The 22495-nt window shown below is 47.5% G+C and carries 20 protein-coding genes; 15 read left to right on the plus strand and 5 right to left on the minus strand.

All coding sequences use genetic code 11. The features are described from left to right. Window positions 1–34 precede the first annotated feature (34 nt). The 3 genes from PMI05_RS17445 to PMI05_RS17450 all read left to right on the plus strand — a co-directional run bounded on the left by PMI05_RS17445 (window position 35) and on the right by PMI05_RS17450 (window position 3439). Window positions 35–1018 (plus strand): ankyrin repeat domain-containing protein, encoded by a 984-nt coding sequence (locus PMI05_RS17445; RefSeq protein WP_007724351.1) that lies wholly within the window; start codon window positions 35–37, stop codon window positions 1016–1018. A 161-nt stretch (window positions 1019–1179) separates the two neighbouring features. After that, window positions 1180–1299, plus strand: a complete 120-nt coding sequence (locus tag PMI05_RS30100) for a DUF418 domain-containing protein (RefSeq protein ID WP_369751222.1) — start codon at window positions 1180–1182, stop codon at window positions 1297–1299. A 91-nt stretch (window positions 1300–1390) separates the two neighbouring features. Further along, window positions 1391–3439, plus strand: a complete 2049-nt coding sequence (locus tag PMI05_RS17450) for a molybdopterin-dependent oxidoreductase (RefSeq protein WP_007724358.1) — start codon at window positions 1391–1393, stop codon at window positions 3437–3439. 47 nt (window positions 3440–3486) lie between these two features. Here PMI05_RS17450 and PMI05_RS17455 read toward each other — a convergent pair whose 3' ends face one another. Continuing rightward, the gene (locus PMI05_RS17455; protein WP_007724360.1) at window positions 3487–4668 is read right to left on the minus strand and encodes a NupC/NupG family nucleoside CNT transporter; all 1182 of its coding nucleotides are present in this window, start codon (window positions 4666–4668) and stop codon (window positions 3487–3489) included. 207 nt (window positions 4669–4875) lie between these two features. Between PMI05_RS17455 and PMI05_RS17460 the strand changes: the two genes are divergently transcribed. Beyond that, the gene (locus PMI05_RS17460; protein WP_081496837.1) at window positions 4876–5412 is read left to right on the plus strand and encodes a hypothetical protein; all 537 of its coding nucleotides are present in this window, start codon (window positions 4876–4878) and stop codon (window positions 5410–5412) included. Between the two features lie 56 nt (window positions 5413–5468). Here the strand turns inward: PMI05_RS17460 and asnB are convergent, their stop codons facing one another. After that, window positions 5469–7316 carry an asparagine synthase (glutamine-hydrolyzing) gene (asnB, locus tag PMI05_RS17465; RefSeq protein WP_007724364.1) on the minus strand — a complete coding sequence of 616 codons (1848 nt, stop codon included), beginning with the start codon at window positions 7314–7316 and terminating at the stop codon, window positions 5469–5471. 131 nt (window positions 7317–7447) lie between these two features. Between asnB and PMI05_RS17470 the strand changes: the two genes are divergently transcribed. The 9 genes from PMI05_RS17470 to PMI05_RS17510 all read left to right on the plus strand — a co-directional run bounded on the left by PMI05_RS17470 (window position 7448) and on the right by PMI05_RS17510 (window position 17124). Beyond that, the gene (locus PMI05_RS17470) at window positions 7448–9199 is read left to right on the plus strand and encodes a LytS/YhcK type 5TM receptor domain-containing protein (RefSeq protein ID WP_007724366.1); all 1752 of its coding nucleotides are present in this window, start codon (window positions 7448–7450) and stop codon (window positions 9197–9199) included. Beyond that, window positions 9199–9927: a LytTR family DNA-binding domain-containing protein gene (locus PMI05_RS17475; RefSeq protein WP_007724372.1), complete on the plus strand. Its 729-nt coding sequence runs from the start codon at window positions 9199–9201 to the stop codon at window positions 9925–9927. The genes PMI05_RS17470 and PMI05_RS17475 overlap by 1 nt, the downstream gene beginning before the upstream one ends. 150 nt (window positions 9928–10077) lie before the next feature. Then, the gene (locus PMI05_RS17480; RefSeq protein WP_007724375.1) at window positions 10078–10425 is read left to right on the plus strand and encodes a DUF485 domain-containing protein; all 348 of its coding nucleotides are present in this window, start codon (window positions 10078–10080) and stop codon (window positions 10423–10425) included. Beyond that, entirely contained in the window at window positions 10425–11951 is a 1527-nt protein-coding gene (locus tag PMI05_RS17485; RefSeq protein WP_007724377.1) for a cation acetate symporter, read from the plus strand. Before PMI05_RS17480 ends, PMI05_RS17485 begins: the two co-directional genes overlap by 1 nt. 88 nt (window positions 11952–12039) lie before the next feature. After that, window positions 12040–13602, plus strand: a complete 1563-nt coding sequence (locus tag PMI05_RS17490; protein WP_369751221.1) for a cation acetate symporter — start codon at window positions 12040–12042, stop codon at window positions 13600–13602. 46 nt (window positions 13603–13648) lie between these two features. Further along, on the plus strand, window positions 13649–13960 hold the full coding sequence (locus PMI05_RS17495; protein ID WP_007724384.1) for a hypothetical protein: 312 nt from the start codon (window positions 13649–13651) through the stop codon (window positions 13958–13960). Between the two features lie 110 nt (window positions 13961–14070). Then, a complete protein-coding gene (locus PMI05_RS17500) occupies window positions 14071–14928 on the plus strand; it encodes a patatin family protein (RefSeq protein ID WP_007724387.1) in 858 nt (285 codons plus the stop codon). Between the two features lie 120 nt (window positions 14929–15048). After that, complete coding sequence (locus PMI05_RS17505) at window positions 15049–16110, plus strand: HD-GYP domain-containing protein (RefSeq protein ID WP_007724391.1); 1062 nt, start codon at window positions 15049–15051, stop codon at window positions 16108–16110. A 147-nt stretch (window positions 16111–16257) separates the two neighbouring features. Next, window positions 16258–17124 carry a universal stress protein gene (locus PMI05_RS17510; RefSeq protein WP_007724394.1) on the plus strand — a complete coding sequence of 289 codons (867 nt, stop codon included), beginning with the start codon at window positions 16258–16260 and terminating at the stop codon, window positions 17122–17124. A 59-nt stretch (window positions 17125–17183) separates the two neighbouring features. Here the strand turns inward: PMI05_RS17510 and PMI05_RS17515 are convergent, their stop codons facing one another. Together PMI05_RS17515 and PMI05_RS17520 are read right to left on the minus strand one after the other, a co-directional pair. Further along, window positions 17184–18431: an MFS transporter gene (locus PMI05_RS17515; RefSeq protein WP_007724397.1), complete on the minus strand. Its 1248-nt coding sequence runs from the start codon at window positions 18429–18431 to the stop codon at window positions 17184–17186. A gap of 63 nt (window positions 18432–18494) precedes the next feature. Beyond that, window positions 18495–19088 (minus strand): TetR/AcrR family transcriptional regulator, encoded by a 594-nt coding sequence (locus PMI05_RS17520; RefSeq protein WP_007724400.1) that lies wholly within the window; start codon window positions 19086–19088, stop codon window positions 18495–18497. A gap of 139 nt (window positions 19089–19227) precedes the next feature. On the opposite strand from PMI05_RS17520, the gene PMI05_RS17525 reads away from it, so the two are divergent. Together PMI05_RS17525 and PMI05_RS17530 are read left to right on the plus strand one after the other, a co-directional pair. Then, window positions 19228–20070 carry a deoxyribonuclease IV gene (locus tag PMI05_RS17525; protein WP_007724404.1) on the plus strand — a complete coding sequence of 281 codons (843 nt, stop codon included), beginning with the start codon at window positions 19228–19230 and terminating at the stop codon, window positions 20068–20070. 51 nt (window positions 20071–20121) lie between these two features. After that, window positions 20122–20523 carry a hypothetical protein gene (locus PMI05_RS17530; RefSeq protein WP_007724406.1) on the plus strand — a complete coding sequence of 134 codons (402 nt, stop codon included), beginning with the start codon at window positions 20122–20124 and terminating at the stop codon, window positions 20521–20523. A gap of 309 nt (window positions 20524–20832) precedes the next feature. On the opposite strand, the gene PMI05_RS17535 is transcribed toward PMI05_RS17530, so the two are convergent. Further along, complete coding sequence (locus PMI05_RS17535; RefSeq protein ID WP_007724409.1) at window positions 20833–22254, minus strand: sigma-54-dependent Fis family transcriptional regulator; 1422 nt, start codon at window positions 22252–22254, stop codon at window positions 20833–20835. Window positions 22255–22495 lie beyond the last annotated feature (241 nt).

Genomic DNA, 22495 nt, shown 5'->3' on the forward strand with positions numbered 1-22495 from the left:
GGTATAATCTACCTGATCAGGAGGTAAGAGAGCTATGTCAATAAAAATGAAACGGAGTTTACTCCTAGCTTCAGTTTTGGTAATTTGCGTGGCTATATGGACGATTGTCATACAAAATATGACTGGTTCCAACCAATTATCAAAACCAGTATTACAATCTAGTATTCAACAACAGAAAGCAGATGGGGTACGTATTGAGGATCTCGAACCTAAAGATATTCAAGAACATCCAAATCAGCAAAAAGAGATTACTAATAATAAAACGAGCTATGACGTATCTAAAGATGAGGGGACAAATGTTTTAAGCGATCCTAATCATATAGTACCAGGTCAGGTGGAGGAGCCTACAATTAATACTCCTGATCAACCCGAGGTATCTATGAATCTCGATTATGAACATATTTTAAGACTTGATCCGAATGTTAAAATTGTGGCCATTTCAGATGATAAGATGGCTTCTGAAGAAGCAAGACAGGCAAGGCAAGAACTTGAGGCTTCAGTTCCTCAATTCAACGCATTTTTTTTCGTTGATGCCGCTCGTGAAAATGAAATAGACATTCTAAAATTATTTTTGAAAGCTGGAATTGACCCTAATGCATATATAGAAGTTGAAAAAGGTTTCAAGACTACTGCTCTCCATTCAGCAGTTTCAAACGACCATCTAGATGTTGCAAGTCTACTTCTGAAAAACGGGGCAAACCCGAACTTATTGTACGATCAGTACACCATAATCACCTTAGCAGTAGCAAAAAATAATTATGACATGGTAAATGAACTACTTAAGAATGGCGCTGAGCCTGATTTAAATTATCAGAACTTTAGATCGCCACTTATGCGTGCAGTTCAAGATAACCGCTTACATATTGTAAAGTTGTTATTGGAATACGGAGCTGATCCACTTCTTGCTACACAGTATGCCCCAGAACACCCATCCAAGTTATCTAGTCCGATCGCAGAAGCAAGAATGTTGGGGAATCGTGAAATGATTGCTTTGCTAGAAGCGTTTATCCCTGATTAAAACCCAGAGATTGTTTTCAACCAAACCTGATTTTGAAGACATTAGACTCAATAGTCCTAACTAGAAAGCTCTTGGAATAATGAGCTATAAATAAAGAGGGGCTTGAAATTGAGCCTTGAACTATTCCGAAAAGGTAACTTTTCGGAATAGTTGTTTTAGACATTGCCGTGGCTATTTGGAGCCTTTCTCTGCTATTGGCCACGCTTTTAGAAAAGCATAATCTGACCGGACCATTAGAAATCGTAATGAAACGATTGGTATATAAAAATAAAAACTATTAACTTATCATTCGCACAGGGGTAGTGCCTTCTTTTTTCAATCGATTATAATAGCATAAAAGCTAGTTACTGTTATGAGAAAGAAGGAACCTCCATGACTTATACCACCCAGGAAAACGGTGTTTTTCCAGCAGTCTGTTCACTTGATTGCCCGGACCAATGTGGATTGCTCCTTCATAAAAAAGAGGGGAAAATCGTCAAAATTGAAGGGGACCCGAACCATCCGGTGACGAAGGGGAATATTTGCAACAAAGTCCGCAACATGACAGAGCGCATTTATGATCCCAAGCGACTCACGCATCCGTTGAAGCGTATTGGCAAAAAAGGGAGCGGGGAGTTTGTTCGAATCAGTTGGGAGGAAGCCATCACTACCATAACCGAACGCTGGCGTGCCTTGATCGACTCAGACGGTCCCGAGAGCATTTTGCCTTACAGCTTTTACGGAAACATGGGGCGGATTAGTGTTGAAGGAATGGATCGCCGTTTTTTCTATCGTATGGGGGCCAGTCAACTTGACCGTACGATATGCAACAGTGCAGGGGCTGTAGGGTACAACTACACGATGGGCGGAGCCTTTGGAACAGATCCGGAAGACACTGTACATTCCAAGCTGTTCATCATGTGGGGGATCAATACGGTTAGCACCAACATGCATCAAGTGGTGTTTGCGGAACAGGCTCGAAAAAACGGGGCGAAGATCGTCGTGATTGATGTCCACAAAAATCAGACAGGGCGATGGGCTGATTGGTTTATCCCGATTTTACCCGGAACAGATACGGCTTTGGCTTTGGGCATCATGCATGTGCTTTTTGCAGAAAACTTGGTGGATTCAGCCTTTATGGAGAAGTATACAGTAGGACATGAAGAGCTCAAGGAGCATGTACGCACCTACGATCCTGCTACCGTATCAGCGATAACAGGTGTCCCTGTCGACGATATTTATAAATTGGCGAGAATGTATGGTACCACTTCCCCGTCCTTTATTCGCATTGGAAATGGCATTCAGCATCACGACAATGGCGGAATGTGTGTAAGGACGATTGCTTGTCTTCCGGCCCTGACAGGGCAGTGGCTTGTCAAAGGCGGTGGGGCCAATAAAGGGAATAAAGGCTTCTTGGAGCACAACAAGCTTGCCGTGCAGCGACCAGATTTGCTGGCCAATAAACAGACGAGAGTCATCAACATGAATGAACTTGGAAAAGCGTTGCTCAATACAGAGCCGCCAGTCAAATCGCTCTTCGTCTATACGAGCAATCCAGCCATTGTTGCACCAGAAGGAAACAAAGTACGGGAAGGCTTGGCGAGAGAGGACTTGTTCACGGTTGTGCATGATTTATTTTTGACGGAGACGGCTCTTTATGCTGATATCGTTTTGCCAGCGACGTCTTCTTATGAAAATATGGATTTTTACACGTCGTATTGGCATCATTACATTCAACTTCAGCAACCAGTGATCGCCCCATTTGGAGAGAGCAAGTCCAACACGGATGTTTTCCGCTTGCTGGCTGCTGCTATGGGATATGACGAACCTGTTTTTCAAGACAGTGATGCAGAGATGGTCAGACAGGCGTTGGAGGGACACGATAATCCTCATCTGGAAGGAATCACGTATGAAACTTTGGTCGAAAAACAATATGCCAAAGCCAATATGGAACCTTTCTTTTTGGAACATCTCCCCACCCCAAGTGGCAAAATTGAGCTTTACTCGCAAGCAATGGCAATACGCGGGTTGCCTCCATTACCGACGTACACACCATTGGTGAATGATGGGGATTTCCCGTATTTATTTGTCCCGGGACCCAATCACAATTATTTGAACTCTACGTTCTCGAATAATGAAAAACATAAGAAGATGGAAAAAATACCTCGGTTACACATGAATGTGGTGGATGCTAGTACTCTAGACATTACTGATGGTGATACGGTCCGCATATGGAATGAGCGGGGAGAGTGTGAACTCGTGGCAGCTGTCGGTGAAAATGTTCTCACGGGTGTCGTCGTGAGCCAAGGCTTATGGGCAGACAACGAGGGTCCGAAGCATTATGTAAATGCCCTCACACCAGACCGAATCGCGGATATGGGTGGAGGAGCGACGTTTTTCTCTGGACGTGTTGATGTGGAAAAGATCACTCGCAGTTTATAAAAAAGTGTCCCTACTGCACATGGCAGAGGGACACTTCTACTTTTTGATTACAAAACAAAGCTGACGACGATACCAGACAAAAGACTAACGAGTGTGGCACCGAACAACAGCTTCAACCCAAAGCGAGCAACCACATTGGATTGTTTCTCATTCAGCCCTTTCACCGCACCAGCGATAATGCCGATAGAGGAGAAGTTCGCAAACGAAACGAGGAAGACGGAAAGAATTCCTACTGTACGTGGGCTCAGTTCAGATACGACTTTGCCCAGCTCGATCATCGCTACAAACTCGTTCGTTACGAGCTTCGTCGCCATGATACTACCAGCCTTCATCGCTTCCCCAAAAGGAATGCCCATCAGGACGGCAAAAGGAGCGAAGACGAAGCCAAGCATTTCTTGGAATGTCCAGCCGAAAATCATGCCGAACAAGCTATTCACAGCTGCAATCAAAGCAACAAAACCGAGCAGCATTGCGCCCACGACTACTGCTACCTTGAAGCCGTCCATGATGTACTCAACGAGCATTTCAAAAAAGGACTGCTTTTCATTGCTTTGAATCTCCAGTAAATCGTCTTCTTCGTTCACTGTATAAGGGTTGATGATCGATGCGATAATAAAGCCGCCAAACAGATTCAAGAACAGGGCTGTGACAACGTATTTCGGCTCAATCATCGTCATATACGCACCGACAATCGACATCGAGACAGTAGACATGGCTGACGCGCATAGTGTATACAGACGGTGCTCTGGCAAGGAACCGAGCTGTTTTTTCACAGTGATGAATACTTCATTTTGGCCGACAATAGCGGAAGCGACAGCGTTGTAAGACTCTAGCTTACCCATGCCGTTAATTTTGCTCAGAACAAAGCCAATTGCCTTCATGATAATCGGCAAAATCTTGAAGTGCCGCAAAATACCGATGAGAACGGAAATGAAGACGATAGGGAGCAATACACCAAGGAAAAAGGACATTTGTCCGTCGTTTGCCAGATTGCCAAATACGAAATTGATTCCTTCCGCAGCAAAAGCAAGAAGCTTTTCAAACGATTTGGAAATGGCTGAAACGAATATAAACCCAAACTTGGTATGCAGAAGAAGAAAGGCAAGCAAAAATTGCAGAGCAATCATGACGATGATCGGTCTGTATTTGACCTGTTTACGTCCATTGCTCCCTAACAATGCTAACCCGATCACGATGAGTAAGCCAGCGATGGGAATGATGAAATTCATTACAACCTCCAAGAAATTAAATAGTGCTAAACTTAAATGGCAAAAAAACGCACTTCCCGACAAGAGAAGTGAAAGCGGTTTATATTCTATCACTTCGATAATATGATTGCAATTTATATGTATGTTCAGAATTGTTGTCCGTTACGTTTGGAAAGCTGAAATCGGGCGTACTAGCATAAGCCCACCACCATACGGTTTATGGAGGAGGTGAAATCCTTGGATGAGTTGCAGAGGCTCAAGCAGTTTATCACTTCAGCAGAGCATGTCTGGACTCAGATCGCGAATTCGCCGAGAGGAAAGCCTGTATATACCGTAAACGGTGTGGATTACACGCCATTGCCCGAAAAATATAACACCAAACGAAAAATTTCCCGTATTTTCCGCCGGTATTGGGGGAAGCAATTGACGGAAGTGATGATTCGGAATCTCCATTTGCGGATGCTAAAAGGAAAGCTCTGTGTTCCTTATCGTGACATCCCAACTTTTCCTGCAACCGTGTTGTCGTTGCAGATAAAAGTGAATCTGCCGGATCATCGGACCGTGGCTGCGATACTGAGCGGGGGAGGGAAAAAAACAAGAGTGGACTACCGGTTGATCCGAGTCGGCGCAACCAAAACGTTCACGATCATGAAACGCTCAGGCGAGCAGTTTGATCTGAGATATCAATCTCTTGCTACCATACCCCTCAACCCGAAGGCACAACCCGTACGTAGAACCAAGCAACGGGGAAGAACCAAAAAGTAACGAAAAGCTCCTCAATTCCCCCGAAACATAAGGGGCGAGGAGCTTTTGTAATATAGTTAGGCACGAATGGAAACACGGTATTCCCGCAGCCAATAATCCAGTTGACCGAGATAGGCGAACAATTGGGGTGTACTCATGAGCTGACCGAAAAACGGAATGCTCGAAGCCTGTGCATCTGACTCGGCAATTTTTCGAATCGTTGGAACATCTACCAGTTGAAGTAGTGGAGAGGAAGAGTCGTTTACTATATCCAGCAGCCAAGAGCGAACGGCTTCCGTATAGGCGGGATTGTGTGTTTTCGGGTACGGGCTTTTCTTGCGATACAAAACCTCATCAGGCAAGATTCCTTCCATGGCTTTTCGCAAAATTCCTTTTTCCCGATTCCCGTGCGTCTTCATATCCCAAGGGATGTTCCAGACGTATTCCACGATGCGATGGTCACAGAACGGGACGCGCGCTTCCAGACTGGCCGCCATACTCATTCGGTCTTTGCGATCCAACAGCGTGTTCATGAACCACGTTATATTCAAATAAAACATTTCCCGTCGGCGAGCTTCAATGGGATCTTCGCCTGGAAGATGAGGGACTTCATCGAGGGATTCCTCATACCGCATGGCAACGTATTCCTCGGGTTTGACCCAATCACGAAGATCAGGGGATAGCCAGGAGGCACGTTCTTTCGTCGCTCTCGACCATGGGAACGTTCCGGCATTCAGCAGTTCCTCGCGATGAAACCACGGATACCCGCCAAATACTTCATCTGCACATTCTCCTGAGAGGACGACGGTTGTCTCTTTTTTTATTTCTCGGCAAAACAGGTAAAGCGACGCATCCACATCAGCCATCCCCGGCAAGTCGCGGGCGAGTGTCGCTGTTTTCAGGGATTCAATCAAATCGTCTGTGTCAAACTCAATTGTGTGGTGCTGGGTTCCGAGAAACTTTGTAACAAGCTGCACATAAGGTTCATCCTCATTCGGTTGAAAAGTACTTGCCTTGAAATGTTTTCGGTTGTCTACGTAATCAATGGAGTAGCTGTGCAGGGTTCCACGGCCTGTTTTTTGAAAATGATCTGCCGCAACAGCTGTGATAATACTCGAGTCTAACCCGCCTGACAAGAGGGTCGAAATGGGCACATCCGCAACCAATTGGCGTTCAATCGAATCCGTGACTAACTCCCTGACACGTTCCGCAGTTGTCTTTAGGTCATCCGTATGTGGGTGGCTTTCGAGCTGCCAATAGCGTTTTTGCTTGACGTTATCACGCGTCACCAACAGATAGGAGCCGGGCCGAACCTCGTGTACATTGTGAAAAACACCATGGCCAGGCGTACGAGCGGGACTGATTCCGAAAACCTCTGCCAAGCCTTCACGAGAGAGCTCTGGTTTGACTTCAGGGTGAGCGAGCAAGGCTTTTAGCTCGGAGGCCAGCAGAAATGAACGGCCTCTTTGCGCATAAAACAGCGGCTTAACCCCCATACGGTCACGGCCGACAAACAATCTTTGTTCGCGTTCGTCCCAGATCGCAAAAGCAAAGATGCCGTTTAGCTTTGACAGACAATCTGGCCCCCACTCCAAATACGTGTGCAAAAGTACCTCTGTATCCGAGTGAGATTGAAAGGTATGTCCGCAAGCAAGCAGTTCTGCTCGCAAATCCTCGGTATTATACAATTCACCATTGTAAATCATGGTGCAGGCATGTTTGTTTTTGAGAGCCGACATAGGCTGCTGTCCGCCAGCAGGGTCTACGACCACAAGGCGGCGATGACCGAGGGCCGCGCGAGGAGTCAGCCAAAAGCCTTCTGCATCAGGGCCTCGATCCTTGAGGCATTGGGTCATTTTTTGCAGCACATCACGTTCACCAGATAAGTCCTTTTCCCAATCAATCCATCCTACAATTCCACACATGGCATGATCACCCTTCTCCTGAAGCATTGCACACACAGCGTATGCAATCAGCCTAGCGAGGTTGTCTGTCCAGCAGGGAATCGAGGGTAATATGCGGAATTTATAGAAGATTTGAAATAAGGGAGGCTGCGGTGGACAATCTCACGTTATTGCTCATTGAAAGAATGGGCATTCTTTTAACGCTGGCATTTATTTTGACAAGGACACCATTGTTTCGCCAGCTTTTAGACCGCGAATTGCACGTAGGGACGTCAATCGCATTTTCCGTGATGTTCGGGTTGTTTGGGATTGCGGGTACATATGCAGGAGTGGTCGTGCAAGGGGATAGCTATCTTCCTGCGTTTTGGATATTTCGCTTGTCTTATGACGAAATTATCGCCAATTCTACTTTGGTAGGAGTCGTTATTGGAGGTTTGCTAGGAGGACCTCTCGTTGGACTGGGGGCAGGTGTCATTGCTGGGCTTCATGTCTTCCAATTGGGAGGATTCGCCGCAGCACCGATGGGCTTGTCGATCCCGATCACGGGGTTGCTGGCAGGATACGTAGCGCGTTTTTTCTCGCAGGAGCGGGTTATTTCTCCTTCCAAAGCCATGTTCATCGGCATGTTCGCGCCCATTATTCAGATGTCGCTTTTATTGATCATGGCAGCTCCGCCAGAATTGGCGCGAACCATGGTCAACGTGATTGGGATTCCGATGGTGCTGACGAACAGCGTTTCGATTGCAATTTTTACGACGATGATACGGGTTGCCTTGCAAGAGGCAGAACGTTCGGCTGCCATTGAGGCGGAGCGTTCCTTTACGATAGCAGAAAGAATTTTGCCACACCTGAAAAGGGGGCTTACACCGCAGACAGCTCAGTCAGCAGCCCTCGTCTTACAAAAAGAAACGAAAGCAGCAGCCGTTGCTGTAACCGATCGAGAACGGCTCCTTGCGCACGTGGGAGTGGGGGCAGATCATCATCATCCGGGAGAAGCGCTCAATAGTGAGCTCGATAAGCGGGCTCTGTATAGCGGTGGAATCGACAAGGGATTGACGCGAGAGAGCATAGGGTGCAAGCGCAAAAATTGTAACCTGCATGCAGCGATTCTCGTGCCGATTAAAGAGGGGGACAGCGTCGTTGGTCTGATCAAACTCTATTATCGGAGGCCGCAACAAATAGGAAAAGTCCAGGAAGCACTAGCAAAAGGGCTTGGCAACCTGATCTCCAATCAATTGACCCTATCTCTCACGGAGCAAATGAAAGGGTTAATGAAGGACGCAGAGTTGCGGATGCTACAGGCTCAGATTCATCCTCACTTTTTGTTCAACACGTTGAATTCCATTGTGACCTTGATACGAATTGATCCGCAGCTAGCCCGGCATATGACCATTCAGCTTGGCGTGTTCATGCGATTCAACCTGAAGCTCACAGCGAGTCCGCTTGTCACCGTGAGACAGGAGTTGGATCACCTGCATGCTTATTTGGAAATTATCAAAATCAGATTTTCCGAGCAATTCGCCGTTCGCACCATCATTGATGCGGGGGTAGAGGAGGCCCTTATTCCTCCTGGCACGTTGCAGCCGTTATTTGAGAATTGCATTCAGCATGGTGTTCGCGACATCACGAACGGTGGTGAGATCATCCTCCATGTGAAACGGCAGGATGTGCACGTTGTTTTTCAAATCGAAGATAATGGCGAAGGCTTTCCCGACGACCTGCTGCCAGTTCTGGGAAAGGTGCCTATGGAGAGTAAGGAGGGCAACGGAATTGGCATCCATAATGTTAACCAACGCCTGATCAGCTTGTGCGGACAAGATGCCCAACTTCATTTTGCCAATAAACAAGAAGGCGGCAGTACGATTACCTTTACCATTCCGATTACAAAAGAGGTGAGTGCCTGATGCCAATACGCGTCATGATTGCAGAAGACGAGCGACTAGCACGCGAAGAACTGAGCTATTTACTGCTCCAAGAAGGAGATGTAGAATTGCTGCCCTATGCCACTAACGGCCGAGAGCTGTTGGAAATGGTCGATGTGCACGAACCGGATGTCGTCTTCCTCGACATGAAAATGCCTGAGCTGGAAGGGGCACAGGCAGCAAGAATGCTCGCATCACGCAAGCAGCACCCCCTCATCGTTTTTTGTACCGCGTATGAGGAATTTGCCATCGATGCGTTTAAGCTGTACGCCGTCGATTATTTGTTAAAGCCTACGGAACCCAAACGGCTGGTAGAAACGATGCAAAGGATACGCGAGCGTCTGGTCAAGGCGAAAGTAGAGCCTGTCCAGACAAAACGAACCAAGCTGTTGGTAGAAGACAATAGCAGATTAGTGGTCATTGATCCAGCGACGATTGTCTATGCGGTGCGGGAGGAGCGATATGTGCAAATCGTCACCCAAACGGCGACGTACTTGACGCGGATGACCCTGACACAACTAGCGGATAAGCTTTTCGCATACGACTTTTTCCGTACCCACAAAAGCTATTTGGTCAATCTTCAATTCGTGAGCGAGCTCGAACCATGGTTCAACGGTGCCTACAACCTGATTTTGAAGGGGGAAGGAAGACCGCGTATTCCCGTATCTCGTACCTCCGCTAAGGATTTGCTCAAACGTCTCGAGGAATAAGCCTGGTGATCCATCGTTTGCAGATCGTGGTTAAAAATCTGCCACTGACACACTCTCCCCGACATCTTACGCAGAAAAATACACGGTTAGAAAAGGATTCTCTACAATGTAGGAAGCGCTTACATTTCTGTAGATGAGGGGGAGGTTCCCATGGGCAAATCCGCTTCGGCCAAAAAAGCCGAGGATCAGAAGAAGCAAGCTGTTGATTATGCAGCAGTGATTCAGTCAGCCACTTTCAAAGAGCTCTTGAGAAGAAAAAAAGCGTTTATTTTGCCATCTTCTATTTTTTTCTTCGTGTTTTACTTCACCCTTCCGATTTTAACCTCCTACTTCACTGTACTGAATCAACCAGCGTTTGGAGCCATTTCGTGGGCGTGGGTATTTGCCTTTGCTCAGTTCGTCATGACATGGGGCCTCTGTATTCTGTACACCAGGCGGGCAGAGCAGTTTGATCAACTCGTTGAGAAAATCAAACAAGAGGCAGGTGGAAGGAGCTAATGAACGTTACTGCATTTTTACTCTTTCTCGTCATTGTTCTTTTGACACTTGTCATCACCTTTTACGCTTCGAAAAAGACGAACACGACTAGTGAGTTTTATACCGCTGGAGGAGGCTTGACGGGTTGGCAAAACGGCCTCGCGATTGCGGGAGATTACATGTCCGCTGCTTCCTTCCTGGGAATTGCCGGGATGATTGCCTTGAGCGGATTTGATGGCTTCTTCTACAGTATCGGCTTTCTTGTCGCGTATCTCGTTGTGCTCTACTTGGTAGCAGAGCCTTTGCGTAATTTAGGAAAATACACGATGGCTGATATGATAGCCGCGCGTTTTGACAATAAAAAGGTTCGTGGTGTCGCTGCTCTCAATTCGATTGCGATCTCGATTTTTTATATGATCGCGCAATTGGTCGGAGCAGGGGCCTTGATCAAGCTGCTCTTGGGGCTGGATTACACGACATCTGTTTTGATCGTAGGGGCATTGATGACGATCTACGTCGTGTTCGGCGGGATGACGGCAACCTCGTGGGTGCAGATCGTCAAAGCGGTATTGTTGATGATCGGGACATTCATCATCTCTATGATGGTTTTTGCCAAATTCGATTTTAATCTCTTGAAAATGTTCGAGCAAATGAAGGCAGCGACACCATTGGGAGATCAATTCCTCAATCCTGGCAACAAGTTTAAAGTGGGACTCGATACTATTTCACTGAATCTCGCACTTGTGCTCGGAACAGCTGGATTGCCGCATATTTTGATTCGTTTCTTCACCGTAAAAGATGCTACGACAGCTCGCAAATCGGTTGTGTACGCGACGTGGATCATTGGTGCCTTCTATGTTATGACGATCTTCCTCGGCTTCGGGGCGGCAGCGTTTGTAGGAGCGGGGAATATGGACCCCGCAGGTAATATGGGAGCTCCACTGCTTGCGCAAGCACTAGGCGGCAATTTCTTGTTCGCCTTTGTATCTGCGGTTGCCTTTGCTACCATTCTCGCGGTAGTGGCTGGGCTGGTGCTGACTGCGGCTTCTGCCTTTGCGCACGACTTTTACGGACACGTATTACGCCAAGGAAAAGCAACAGAAAAGGAGCAAATGAAGATGGCCAAGTGGGCGTCTGTGGGTGTCTCGATTGTCTCCATCTTGCTCGCCTTGTTTGCGCAAAATCTGAACGTGGCTTTCCTTGTTGCGCTAGCTTTCGCAGTAGCGGCAAGTGCAAATCTACCAGTGATTTTGTTCACGATCTTCTGGAAAAGGTTCAATACGGCAGGAGCAATCAGCGGGATGCTCGTCGGTTTGTTCAGCTCTCTCATTCTGGTTGCGTTGAGTCCGAATGTTTGGAATCCGGTAGCTGGTAAAGCCATTTTGGTCGGCGAAGCGCTGTTCCCGTTGCCGAATCCGGGCATTGTCTCGATCCCGTTAGGGTTTTTGGCAGCATGGATCGGAACCTTGTTGTCCAGCTCCCGTGATGATAAGAAGTACGATGAAATTTTGGTGAAAGCGAATACAGGAATGAAAGATTCAGCGTAGAAACAGTAAACGTAGGAAGCTCATGCCACAAAGAGAAGGCTGGGGTTAACCCCTGGTCTTTTTTTATTTTTGCAAGAAGGGAGAGGTATTGTCCGTGACGACGATCATCTTTTTCCTTGCCGTCATTATCGGAACGATGGCCATCACTTATTCGGCTGCCAAACAGACGGGGACGACGAAAGACTTCTATGCAGCAGGAAATCGCTTGAACGGGTTACAAAATGGCATTGCCATCGCAGGGGATTACATGAGTGCTGCCTCGTTTTTGGGGATTGCGGGAACGATTGCGATGTACGGCTTTGACGGGTTCGTGTATGCGATTGGCTTTTTTGTCTCTTATCTGATTATTTTGTTTTTAGTTGCGGAGCCGTTGCATAATTTGGGGCGTTATACGTTGGCAGACGCGATTGCCGTCAGGTTTGACAGTCTTTGGCTGCGTGGCGTTGTTGCTTGTACGACTCTATTAATTACGATTTTTTACATGCTGGCGCAATTAGTTGGGGCAGGTGCCCTCATTCATTATTTATTGGGAGTTCGTTATGATACAGCTGTCCTGATTGTCGGGAGCCTGATGACATTTTACGTGGTGTTCGGCGGGATGGTGGCGACCTCCTGGGTTCAGATTATTAAAGCGATTTTGCTCCTGACAGGAACATTGATCCTAAGTCTGATCGTGTTTGCCCGTTTTGATTGGAGCTTCTCTGAAATGTTTTCACATGTGAGTACGATTACACCTCTTCAGGAACAGTTCTTACAGCCGGGTAATCAACTTCATGATCCGCTGGAAACGATCTCCCTGCATCTGGCCTTGATTCTCGGTACCGCTGGACTCCCCCATATTATCTCCCGGTTATTCACAGTCAAGGACGCAAAGACGACTCGTAATTCGATTTACACCGCTACCTGGGTCATCGGCGCCTTTTATTTGATGACGATCTTCCTCGGGTTCGGGGCGAGCACGTTTGTAGGCTACGAGGCATTGAAAAATGTGGGCTTCGGGGGGAATCTGACCGTCACGCTCTTGGCGGATGCACTAGGTGGAGAGTTTTTGATGGCGTATATTGCTGCTGTTGCCTTCGCGACGATATTGGCTGTCGTGACAGGACTCGTGCTCTCCGCTTCTTCTGCGTTCGCGCATGATGTCTACAGTCATCTGATCAGACGAGGGGTGGCATCAGAAAAAGAACAGGTCACCATGGCAAAGCTTTCGTCAGTTGCGGTGGGCGTGATCTCCATTTGGTTGGCTATCGGTGCAGAAAAAATGAACGTGGCGATTCTCGTTGCGCTGACGTTTGCGGTAGCAGCATCATCGAATTTGCCACTGCTATTGTTTACGTTGTATTGGAAGCGGTTTACCGTGAGAGGAGCGATTTGTGGCGTCCTGACAGGGTTAACGGCATCAGTAGTCCTTGTCATTTTAGGACCGACTGTTATGCATCCCCTCACCGGACTTATCCGTGCGGAGCCACTTTTTCCACTGACGAATCCTGGATTGGTCTCCATACCACTCGGCTTTTTAGGTGCTGTGCTCGGGACACTACTGGATCGGCCTGATCCGGATGCCGAGATGAAATACCAACGCGTACTGTTTCAGGCGTTGACAGGAATCCGAGCTCCATCTGCGAAGAAAACAGAACAAGAATCTGCATAAAGCCTCTCCACGTGCCCCACTCTAGGAGTAGAAGGAGGAGGGGTAAGTGGGTACGACCAAAGAGTCAGACGCTTTATCACATGACCAGCCAGATGTCTATGAACGAGCAAGGCTGGCACTGGATGATCTGATTGAAGAGCTATGTGAAGCACTGGAAGTGGAAGATACCGAATCCTATAAGCGAAAAGGCTATGAGATGATCGGGAGCTACTTTCGAGAGCCTGTCAATACCGGGGAATTAACTTTGATTTATGCAGCGGTACTTGCCGTTATCCTTTATAAGCTGGAGTTAACGCAGCAAGGAGAAAACGTAGCAATGGTCCGTGATCAGTACAGCATGATGAAAAAAGACGATTGAGTGGCGACCCCGTTTGAGGGTCGTTTTTTAATTGGCACGATCCCGCCCTGCATGTTTCATTGGTTAACCATTCATAATACAGGTAAACGACATCAAAATAGGTGATTGATATGGAAAAGGTCGGGCTCGTTTTGCAGGGAGGGGGAAGCCGTGGGATTTATACCGCTGGCGTACTGGATTACTTTATGGAGCAGGAGCTTTACATCCCGTATGTGATTGCCGTGTCAGCAGGTGCGTGCAATGGAGCGGCATACTTGGCGAGGCAGCGCGGATTGGGCAAGATTTATCATACGAAATACATTCACGATCCCCGGTACTTTCACTATAAAAATTTGATCACGAAACGCTCGTTGTTTGGCATGGATTTTATTTTCAATGAGATGCCATACAAGCTGGAGCCTTTCGCCTTTGATCGGTTTCACGAAGCGAAGGAACAGTTTGTTGTCGTCACAACGGATTGCGCGACAGGGGAAGCCGTTTACTTTACGAAAGACGACTGTGAGGATATTTTCCATGTGATTCGGGCTTCGTGCAGTCTTCCGTTTCTATCACCCAAGGTTACGATCAACGGACGTAAGCTATGGGATGGAGGCATCGTGCATCCGGTACCTTTCATGAAGTCCATGCTTGATGGCAATCAAAAACATATTATTGTGCTGACCTCTTCTTGTCCGCCAAGTGAGTGGATGCGCAGGTTTTCGCGTGTCGAGGGTCTATTTTCCAGAAGTACGAGCTTGTGCCAAGCATTCATTCGTCATTTTCGCATCTATTGCGAGGCAATTGAGCAGGTCAAAGAGATGCAGAAGGAAGGCAGAGCGTTTGTTATCGCACCACCAATAGGTACCTTTCTACGAGGTTTTGAACGTCAAGAGGAGAAGCTGGAGCATTATTACAGACAAGGCTACCAGGATGCACGTACCCAATTTTCTGAGCTTTGTACTTGGCTTGGTCTTGGAAGGAACAGGTGAAAAATGAGGAGACAGCTGTCCCGTGGATGTTTTTTCATCAAAAACGAGCGAAACAGGTTTTTCCAAAGCGAAGATAGGGAAGAAGCATCAGGGGAGGATGGAATCAGGAGGAAAGACCCCATGAAATATGTGAATGTAGACCTAGTAGAGCCAGGAGACGTTTTGGCTCGAAGCATTTATACAAGCGAGGGCTTGACGCTCTTGCATACAGGTGTCCAGCTGACTGTCGGAATGATTAATAAATTGCGTCGGTTTGGCGTCACGATGTTAAGCATCAAAGACCCGCTACTCGATGAAGTGAAAGAGCAGGAGGTCGTCACGGAGACCACTCGGAAGGACGCGATCCGCAATCTGTCACAAGCGATTTCGTGTGTGCAGACTGGAAAAAATTTTGATGTCCGCGGTATTCAAAAATCAGTGGGAAGTATTATCGACGAAACCTTGAGAAATCGTCGCGTACTCTTGAATCTGGGAGAAATTCGCACGACCGACAACGCAATGTACATTCATTCCTTGAATGTGTGCATGATGGCGACAGTAATGGGCGTAGGATTAGGCTATAATACAGCCCAATTAAAAGAGCTCGCCATTGGAGCCCTCTTGCATGACATTGGAAAGCTGTCAGTCGACAAGGAAGCCCCAGCCTACAAAAAGAACAGCAAGACCAATCATCATACGTGGCTGGGCTTTGATCTGTTGCGAAAAAAACATGAGATGAGCATTGTCTCTGCACACGTTCCTTTGCAGCATCATGAATGGGTGGATGGTAGTGGTCAGCCACGGGGATTGACTGGCGATGAGATTCATGATTTCGCCAAGATTGTTGCGATTTGTAACTACTATGATAATCTCATCTCTCCTTTTTCAGAGGAAGAAGAGACGTTGCCTGCGTATGAAGCTTGCGAAAAAGTGATGGGGCTCGCGGAGAAGCGCTTTGACCATAAAATGGTCATTCACTTTTTGCGATCGATTGCCTTGTACCCGACAGGAACCTCGCTGAAGCTGTCGACAGGAGAGATCGGTGTGATCATTGACCAAAATAGAGGGTTGCCTTCTCGCCCAGTCGTTCGGGTCATTCGAAGAGACCAGCAGGCGAATCGGCGAATGGTGGATGATCATGAGATCACGGATATTGATTTGAGTGAAAAGCCTACTATATTTATCACAGCTGTCATGGACTAGGACTCCCTATCAGGGAATATCCCTACCAAGATCAGGGAAAACCCCTACATACACGTAGGGCTCACAGGGCTACAATGGACTCAAGGCAGATGGATACCTAGAGCTACACCACATTTGCCAGATGAAAAAGAGGAAGGACGTGTCATTATGTCCCGTATTCTAGTCCCTGTCGATTTCTCTGCGCAGTCCATTCAGGCGGTCCGCTTCGCGCTGGCCTACGCCAAAAATAAGCATGATATCACATTACTTCATGCCATTTCGCCGTTCCCTTCACGCAATGTTGTCAGAAGGTTGGGACGAGATGTCGTAGAAGATTTTCAATTGGATGAAGCAAGAGATGATCTGAAAAAATTCCTGGCGATCGTAGAAGAAGCCGGAATCTCGTATGAACTAGAGATTGAGTTCGGAGAGCCGCATGAAGTCATTGCGAAGCACGCAGCGAATGACTATGCTGCCATCGTAATGGGAACACATGGCTACGGTCGTATTACGGGTTTCTTATTGCAAAGCGTCAGCTATCCGACACTCCACGATGTCAAAGTTCCGGTATTCCTCATTGCGGAGGAGACAGATGAGAGCCGCTTCCCATGGAATAAAGTACTCATTGCAGTAGATGGCTCCGATCATTCGATGGAAGCCGCCAAAAAAGCCATCGAGATGGGGCAGCACCTCCCGGATGTATCGTATACGCTCCTGTCCGTTGTCATCCCACCCGTCACATACGCAGGTGTGTATGGCGTAGGCTGGGATAACATGAATACACTCGAAGGCTGGGGACGTGAAACGTTAAAACCTTGCGAGGAGCTGCTCGAAGCTGCATCGCTTCCTTTTGAAAGCAAGGTCGTGGTTGGAGATCCAGCTACTGTGATCCGCCAGACGGCTGAAGAAATCGATGCTGGACTGGTTGTGCTCGGTCATCATGGCCAAGGTGCAGTGGCAGGTACGCTGCTTGGCAGTGTTACATTTAAAACGATTCATCGTACGAAAACACCACTCCTCATTGTGAAAACATAGCATTTTACTAGAAAAAGCTGTCCGCTTGGTGGACAGCCTTTTTGCTTGGGCGCATTCTCTTACGATAGAGTTTGCGCTTGTTTGTGTTCGTGAAGATGGTTAGCGCCATCTTGTGAAACCTCGGCAAAATCCCACTTAATTCGTCTACATCCCCATGCAGTGAGCAGAAGGATGACAGATGCGATTAGAAATATCGTAATTAAAGAGGTCATCTGCATGAGCGGACCTGCCACAAAGGAACCGACCATCATGAGTCCGACCATGAGCGGTGAAATCGTTCCATTCACCCGTCCGATATACGCTTCATCCACGAGCTTGATCATGAACATACCGATCACAATTTGTAAAAATGCCATCCCAATTCCGGTGAAAAAGCGCATCGCTGCGGTTACGTATACCCAAACAGAGAGAACTTCTACGGCGACAGTGAGAGCGAAGAATATCAATCCACCTATAATGACCCAGCGACCATTCAGGCGCTCCAGATAAACGGAAGCCAAAATGCCGCCTAACAACAAACCTAATCCGTCTAACGCATTAAACCACTGAATGGCTTCCTTGGAGAGTAAAAGACGATCTGTGACGACAAATACCTCCAACGAATTGATAATACCCGAGGCTAACCCCAGACACGCAAAGGTAACGGCGAGTCCGCGCAAGGCTGGTCGCTTTTTTACATAGGTAAAGCCTGCTTTAATCTCAGAAAGGAGAGTTCCGCCTTCCTCTGTTGCACTGGCAGTTGAGGTAGGAAGTATCAGCAAGATCAGTGCCGAGACGAAGAACAGGCCGGCCATCGTTAACAGGGAAGGGTAGATGCCCCACTGCTCAAAGAAAAAGGTACCAACAATCGGGCCAACCAGCAGAAAAATCGAACCCGTACTTTGAGAAATAGACACCGCTGCTGCAACGTGTTCATCAGGAATATGGCGCTTCATCATCTTGGCAGAAGAAGGTTGGGAGAACTGAGACGCGATAGCCGAGATAAATGTCGCAAAGAATACAGCGATCCACATCCCTTGCCAGAGCAAATACACGATGACCAAAACAGAGAGGGCGCTTAACAGGTTCCCGGCTATCATCGTTCGCTTCGGATTCCAGCGATCAGCCAATGCCCCGCCAATTATCGAAAAAACGAAGATCGGTGCAAGCTCGATGGCGGTCAAGAGCGATACAGCGGTCGGATTGTTGCCGCTCGTCTCCATCACATAGTAGAGCAAGGCCATGTTACGTATCCATATACCGATATTTTCTAATGTATCCGAGATAAAGACGGTGAGAAAAACTTTGTTTCCCCAGAGACCTTTCATGGGTCATATCACTCCCGATAAAAATATACCGAACGTCCGGTCTAATAAAAGTTGAAAAAAATGCTACTTGGCAATAATGCCATGCAGCAAAACGTCAATGCTCCTTTTCAGCAGAGCATGAAGACGCTCGTCTTCCATTCGATAACCTACATTGATGATTCCGTTCATGAGCCCTTCCAGTATCATCGCCATTTCTTCGGGATCGCATGGGGCGAACTCGCCTCGGTCGATTCCTTCTTGGAAGAGTGAAGTATAGAGGGTATACGTGGAGCCAAGCATTTCCAGCACTTGTTCCAAAATGACTGGATCGGCGAGCTGGCTACCGGAGAACTCTTCACCTGCTTTTTTTAAAGGGTGGGACAAAAAATCCTCCAAGAAAAAAGCAGCTAAGCCGTACAGTTTATCGATGGATGTCTCGAATTCTTTTTCTTTTTCCTGCCACAGATCTACCCATTCGTTGTACTGCTTTTCAAGCAAATACAGGAACAACTGCTCCTTGTTTTTGAAGTGGTAATAGAGGCTGCCCTTACTCGCTCCAGTTGCTTGGCAAATGTCCTCAATGGAAGTGGCTGAATAGCCTTTCTGAGAAAATAACTCGGTGGCTTTCTCTACGATATGTTGTTTGGTTTTCTCCCCATCGAGACGGCGCTTTGACATTTTTTAAAAGCTCCTTCTTCTAGACTGAACGTTCGGTTTTGTTTTAGTTTATTCGATCTGACAGGGAAGCGCAAGTGCTCGATTGAGAAGAAGGGTCAGAGGGAAAAATGATAAGGAGCGAGAGAAGGGCGGGATTACTTTGCAAATCGGTTGTCATGTCAGTATTCGTCATGGGTACGAGGAGGCGGCGAGAACTGCCTACAAAGAAGGAGCCTTATCCTTTCAATTTTTCCCGAAAAACCCGCGAAGCTTAGGTGTCAAGCAATTCGATGTCCGGGACGCAGAGCGGTGTCGCGCTTTTTGTCAGCAAAACGGCATGCTGTCGATTGCTCATACGCCATACCCGGTGAATCTTTGCGTCGAGGAGCAGGAGCTATTCGCAGTCACGGTGGGCTCCGTACGAAATGACCTTGAAATTGCCGAAGCTTGTGGAGCGTTGGGCGTGGTCGTTCATTTTGGGCAGTATAAAGGCGCTGATGTACTTACCGGTTACAAAATCATGATCCAGATGGTCAATCAAATACTGGATGGCTGGAATGGAAAAGCCCAGCTGTTAATCGAAAACAATGCCGGACAAGGCAACCGCATGGGCACGACACTCGAAGAGCTTACGCAGGTTCGACAATTGTTTGCTGAGCCACAGAAGGTAGGCTTTTGCCTGGATACGTGTCATGCATTTGCCAGTGGATTGTGGAAAGGGAATGATTGGGGGGAAGTAGCGGACCGGATGCGAGCGCTCGATTATTTTACGAGCTTGCGTGCCGTTCATCTGAACGATTCCGTCTATCCGAGTGGTTCCTTTCGAGATCGGCATGCCTCCATCGGAAAAGGGATGATCGGTGATGCAGCCATTGCCACCTTTTTGCAAACACCCGAATTGCAAGGACTTCCCATCGTTCTGGAAACGGCGAGAGGCTCAGAAGGGGGACATATCGAAGAAATCAAACATGTTCATCTGCTCAGAGACAATTGGCAGGGCTGACCATGTTGTGGTAGAGTGTGAAATGATGTGTTCAACACGGGAGGGGTACCTATGAAAAAGCGTATTAAGGTGACGATTGCGGATTTTACTCATCTTACAGAAAACTTGAACAACCCGGAGGAGCTCGCTCTGTACAAAGCGGCGAACGGAAATACATACGATGCTGAAATCGAGCATGATGGATATGCGATTGTGGATGTGACAGACGAGGATTACATCGAGCTGGCTCCAGGGGAGTATCAGCTGATGATCGAGGAGTGGACAAACGCCGGACAAATCGGCGAGTGGACACTACAAACCATGTCTGACCCAGCAGATGACAAAGCTTTGCTGTATCGCACAGTGGACAAGGCTGGAACGGAAATACAAGCACCACAATCATTGCCGAAGCAAGTAGTCGAGCTAGTTGCAAATACGTGGTTTGGCAAAAAAGCGAAGAAGATTGAGGAGTAATCCAAGAAAGAAAAGGAGCGCTGCGAGATAGCGCTCCTTTTTTATGCCAATATGAACCAACAAAGCTGGTGAGAAGAAAAAGCACAGGGCTCGCAGACCTTGACAACGCCTACCCAGTCGGAACTGCAAAAAGGGGACCACGCTTGTCGAACACTTCTTCCCTGAGAAACGTCCGCCCGTAGGGTGGCTTTGGCTCGACGGTCCCCTTTTTGAAGTGGAGACGGGCAGTCAATCACCCTTGCGGGCGTGTCAGAGTCGAAGAGACTTGTGCTTTTTCTTCTCCTCCACAATGTTGACTCAGCTTCCCAATCATTCTTCCTCAGAATCCAGTTGAATCCCATACTTTTTAATCCGCCGCATAAGTAGGGACTGGGTTATGCCGAGGGCCGCTGCTGTTTTGCGAGTCGTTTTGTGTGTGCGCAAAGCTTGCAGAATAAATTCCATCTCAATTTTCTCCATCCTCTCTGTAAGAGAAAGAGAACCGAGTGAAAGAATTCCTTCCTCCAGCTCCCGAATACTCCGTAGTTCTTCTGGCAAATCACTGACTTGAATTTCATCCAGCTTGGATGTAATAACGATCCGCTCTACCAGATTTTCCAACTCCCGCACATTCCCAGGCCATTCGTATTGATGCAAAACATCCAGAGCTTCCGGCGAAAAACGCCGTTTCTGGTTATGCTTGCTATTGAATCGCTGTAAATTATGGTGGAGTAGCGGGAAAATATCGTCCTTTCTCTCCCGTAATGGCGGAACATTGATTGGCAAAATATTAAGGCGATAGTACAGGTCATGTCTGAATTTGCCCAACCGCACGAGCTCCTGAAGGTTGGCATTGGTTGCCGTTATGATGCGGATGTCAGCTGTGTATGTTTTGGTGCCACCGATCGGCATAAACGTTTTGTTTTGCAGGAGCAGTAATAATTTCGATTGCAAGTGGTAGGGAAGCTCGCTGATTTCGTCCAAGAAAAGCGTCCCTTTGTCCGCCATTTTCACTAATCCGATTTTCCCCGAGTGACTCGCCCCCGTAAATGCCCCTTTGTGGTAGCCGAACAGCTCTGACTCAATCAAGGTTTCGGGAATGGCGCTACAGTTGACGTGGACGAACGGCCCACTTCTTCGTCCGCTCAACTGGTGGATTTGCTCCGCAAGATAGCTTTTTCCTACGCCTGTTTCACCTGTAATAAACACGGTCGTGTCGACAGGGGCTGCTTTTTTCATTAATTCCAGCAGGGCGAGATAGGAACGGCTGTTGCCAATCATGGTTTGGGAGGAACTCTGGCTCGCTTCCCATTTCATGAGCTGAATCTCTTCGCTGTACCGCTTAAGCAAAGCGACCGTCTCTTCCAACTGCGAACTGGCACGGGCTGCCTCTGTGATATCACGTGAGTGGGAAACGATCAGCTCCGGTCTCCCATCCTCATCCGGGATGATATGCCCGGTCACCAGGAACTTCCCTTTACTATTGACGAGTTGAATGGTTGTGGTCGGTTTTCCCGTTTCCAAAACCAAGCGGGTGACTGAAGGACTGAAAATCCCCATTTCTTCGAGGTCGGATACGTTTTGCCCGATGAGTTCGGCTTTTGGTAGACCACACAGGTTTTCACTGGCATTGTTTAACCATAGAGTAGTTCCCTGCGCATCAGCAATGAATATGCCATCTGCCAGTGTGTTCAGGATGTCAATAAAACGATCAACAGAAGACAATGCTAGTATCTCCGCAGCTTTTTCCATGTTGAGTAGCTCCCCGGTTTTTCAACTGATTGTACAAGATCAAATTGACCGTTGTATAGTGAATCGAAATTAAAAATAGTTGAGTCGAAATAGATTCAAGCGAAAAGTTAGACTTTTCCTACTTTTCGATTCAAAAGTGAGTCTACTTCGACTCACCAAGAGAGGATTGCTTTTAGCTTGATTGCGTTTTCTTGCCATTTTGAGGCTTGGCACAAGAGTTGCTATTACATAGTGGGACGTA

Origin of the sequence: Brevibacillus sp. BC25 (assembly GCF_000282075.1) — a bacterium.
Classification (GTDB): Bacteria; Bacillota; Bacilli; order Brevibacillales; family Brevibacillaceae; genus Brevibacillus.

Excerpts from the sequence above, each read along its gene's own strand:
- PMI05_RS17445 (WP_007724351.1), top strand. The coding sequence starts at position 35 with ATGTCAATAAAAATGAAACGGAGTTTACTCCTAGCTTCAGTTTTGGTA.
- PMI05_RS17450 (WP_007724358.1), top strand. The coding sequence starts at position 1,391 with ATGACTTATACCACCCAGGAAAACGGTGTTTTTCCAGCAGTCTGTTCA.
- PMI05_RS17455 (WP_007724360.1), bottom strand. The coding sequence starts at position 4,668 with ATGAATTTCATCATTCCCATCGCTGGCTTACTCATCGTGATCGGGTTA.
- asnB (WP_007724364.1), bottom strand. The coding sequence starts at position 7,316 with ATGTGTGGAATTGTAGGATGGATTGATTGGGAAAAGGACTTATCTGGT.
- PMI05_RS17475 (WP_007724372.1), top strand. The coding sequence starts at position 9,199 with ATGCCAATACGCGTCATGATTGCAGAAGACGAGCGACTAGCACGCGAA.
- PMI05_RS17480 (WP_007724375.1), top strand. The coding sequence starts at position 10,078 with ATGGGCAAATCCGCTTCGGCCAAAAAAGCCGAGGATCAGAAGAAGCAA.
- PMI05_RS17485 (WP_007724377.1), top strand. The coding sequence starts at position 10,425 with ATGAACGTTACTGCATTTTTACTCTTTCTCGTCATTGTTCTTTTGACA.
- PMI05_RS17500 (WP_007724387.1), top strand. The coding sequence starts at position 14,071 with ATGGAAAAGGTCGGGCTCGTTTTGCAGGGAGGGGGAAGCCGTGGGATT.
- PMI05_RS17505 (WP_007724391.1), top strand. The coding sequence starts at position 15,049 with ATGAAATATGTGAATGTAGACCTAGTAGAGCCAGGAGACGTTTTGGCT.
- PMI05_RS17510 (WP_007724394.1), top strand. The coding sequence starts at position 16,258 with ATGTCCCGTATTCTAGTCCCTGTCGATTTCTCTGCGCAGTCCATTCAG.
- PMI05_RS17515 (WP_007724397.1), bottom strand. The coding sequence starts at position 18,431 with ATGAAAGGTCTCTGGGGAAACAAAGTTTTTCTCACCGTCTTTATCTCG.
- PMI05_RS17520 (WP_007724400.1), bottom strand. The coding sequence starts at position 19,088 with ATGTCAAAGCGCCGTCTCGATGGGGAGAAAACCAAACAACATATCGTA.
- PMI05_RS17530 (WP_007724406.1), top strand. The coding sequence starts at position 20,122 with ATGAAAAAGCGTATTAAGGTGACGATTGCGGATTTTACTCATCTTACA.
- PMI05_RS17535 (WP_007724409.1), bottom strand. The coding sequence starts at position 22,254 with ATGGAAAAAGCTGCGGAGATACTAGCATTGTCTTCTGTTGATCGTTTT.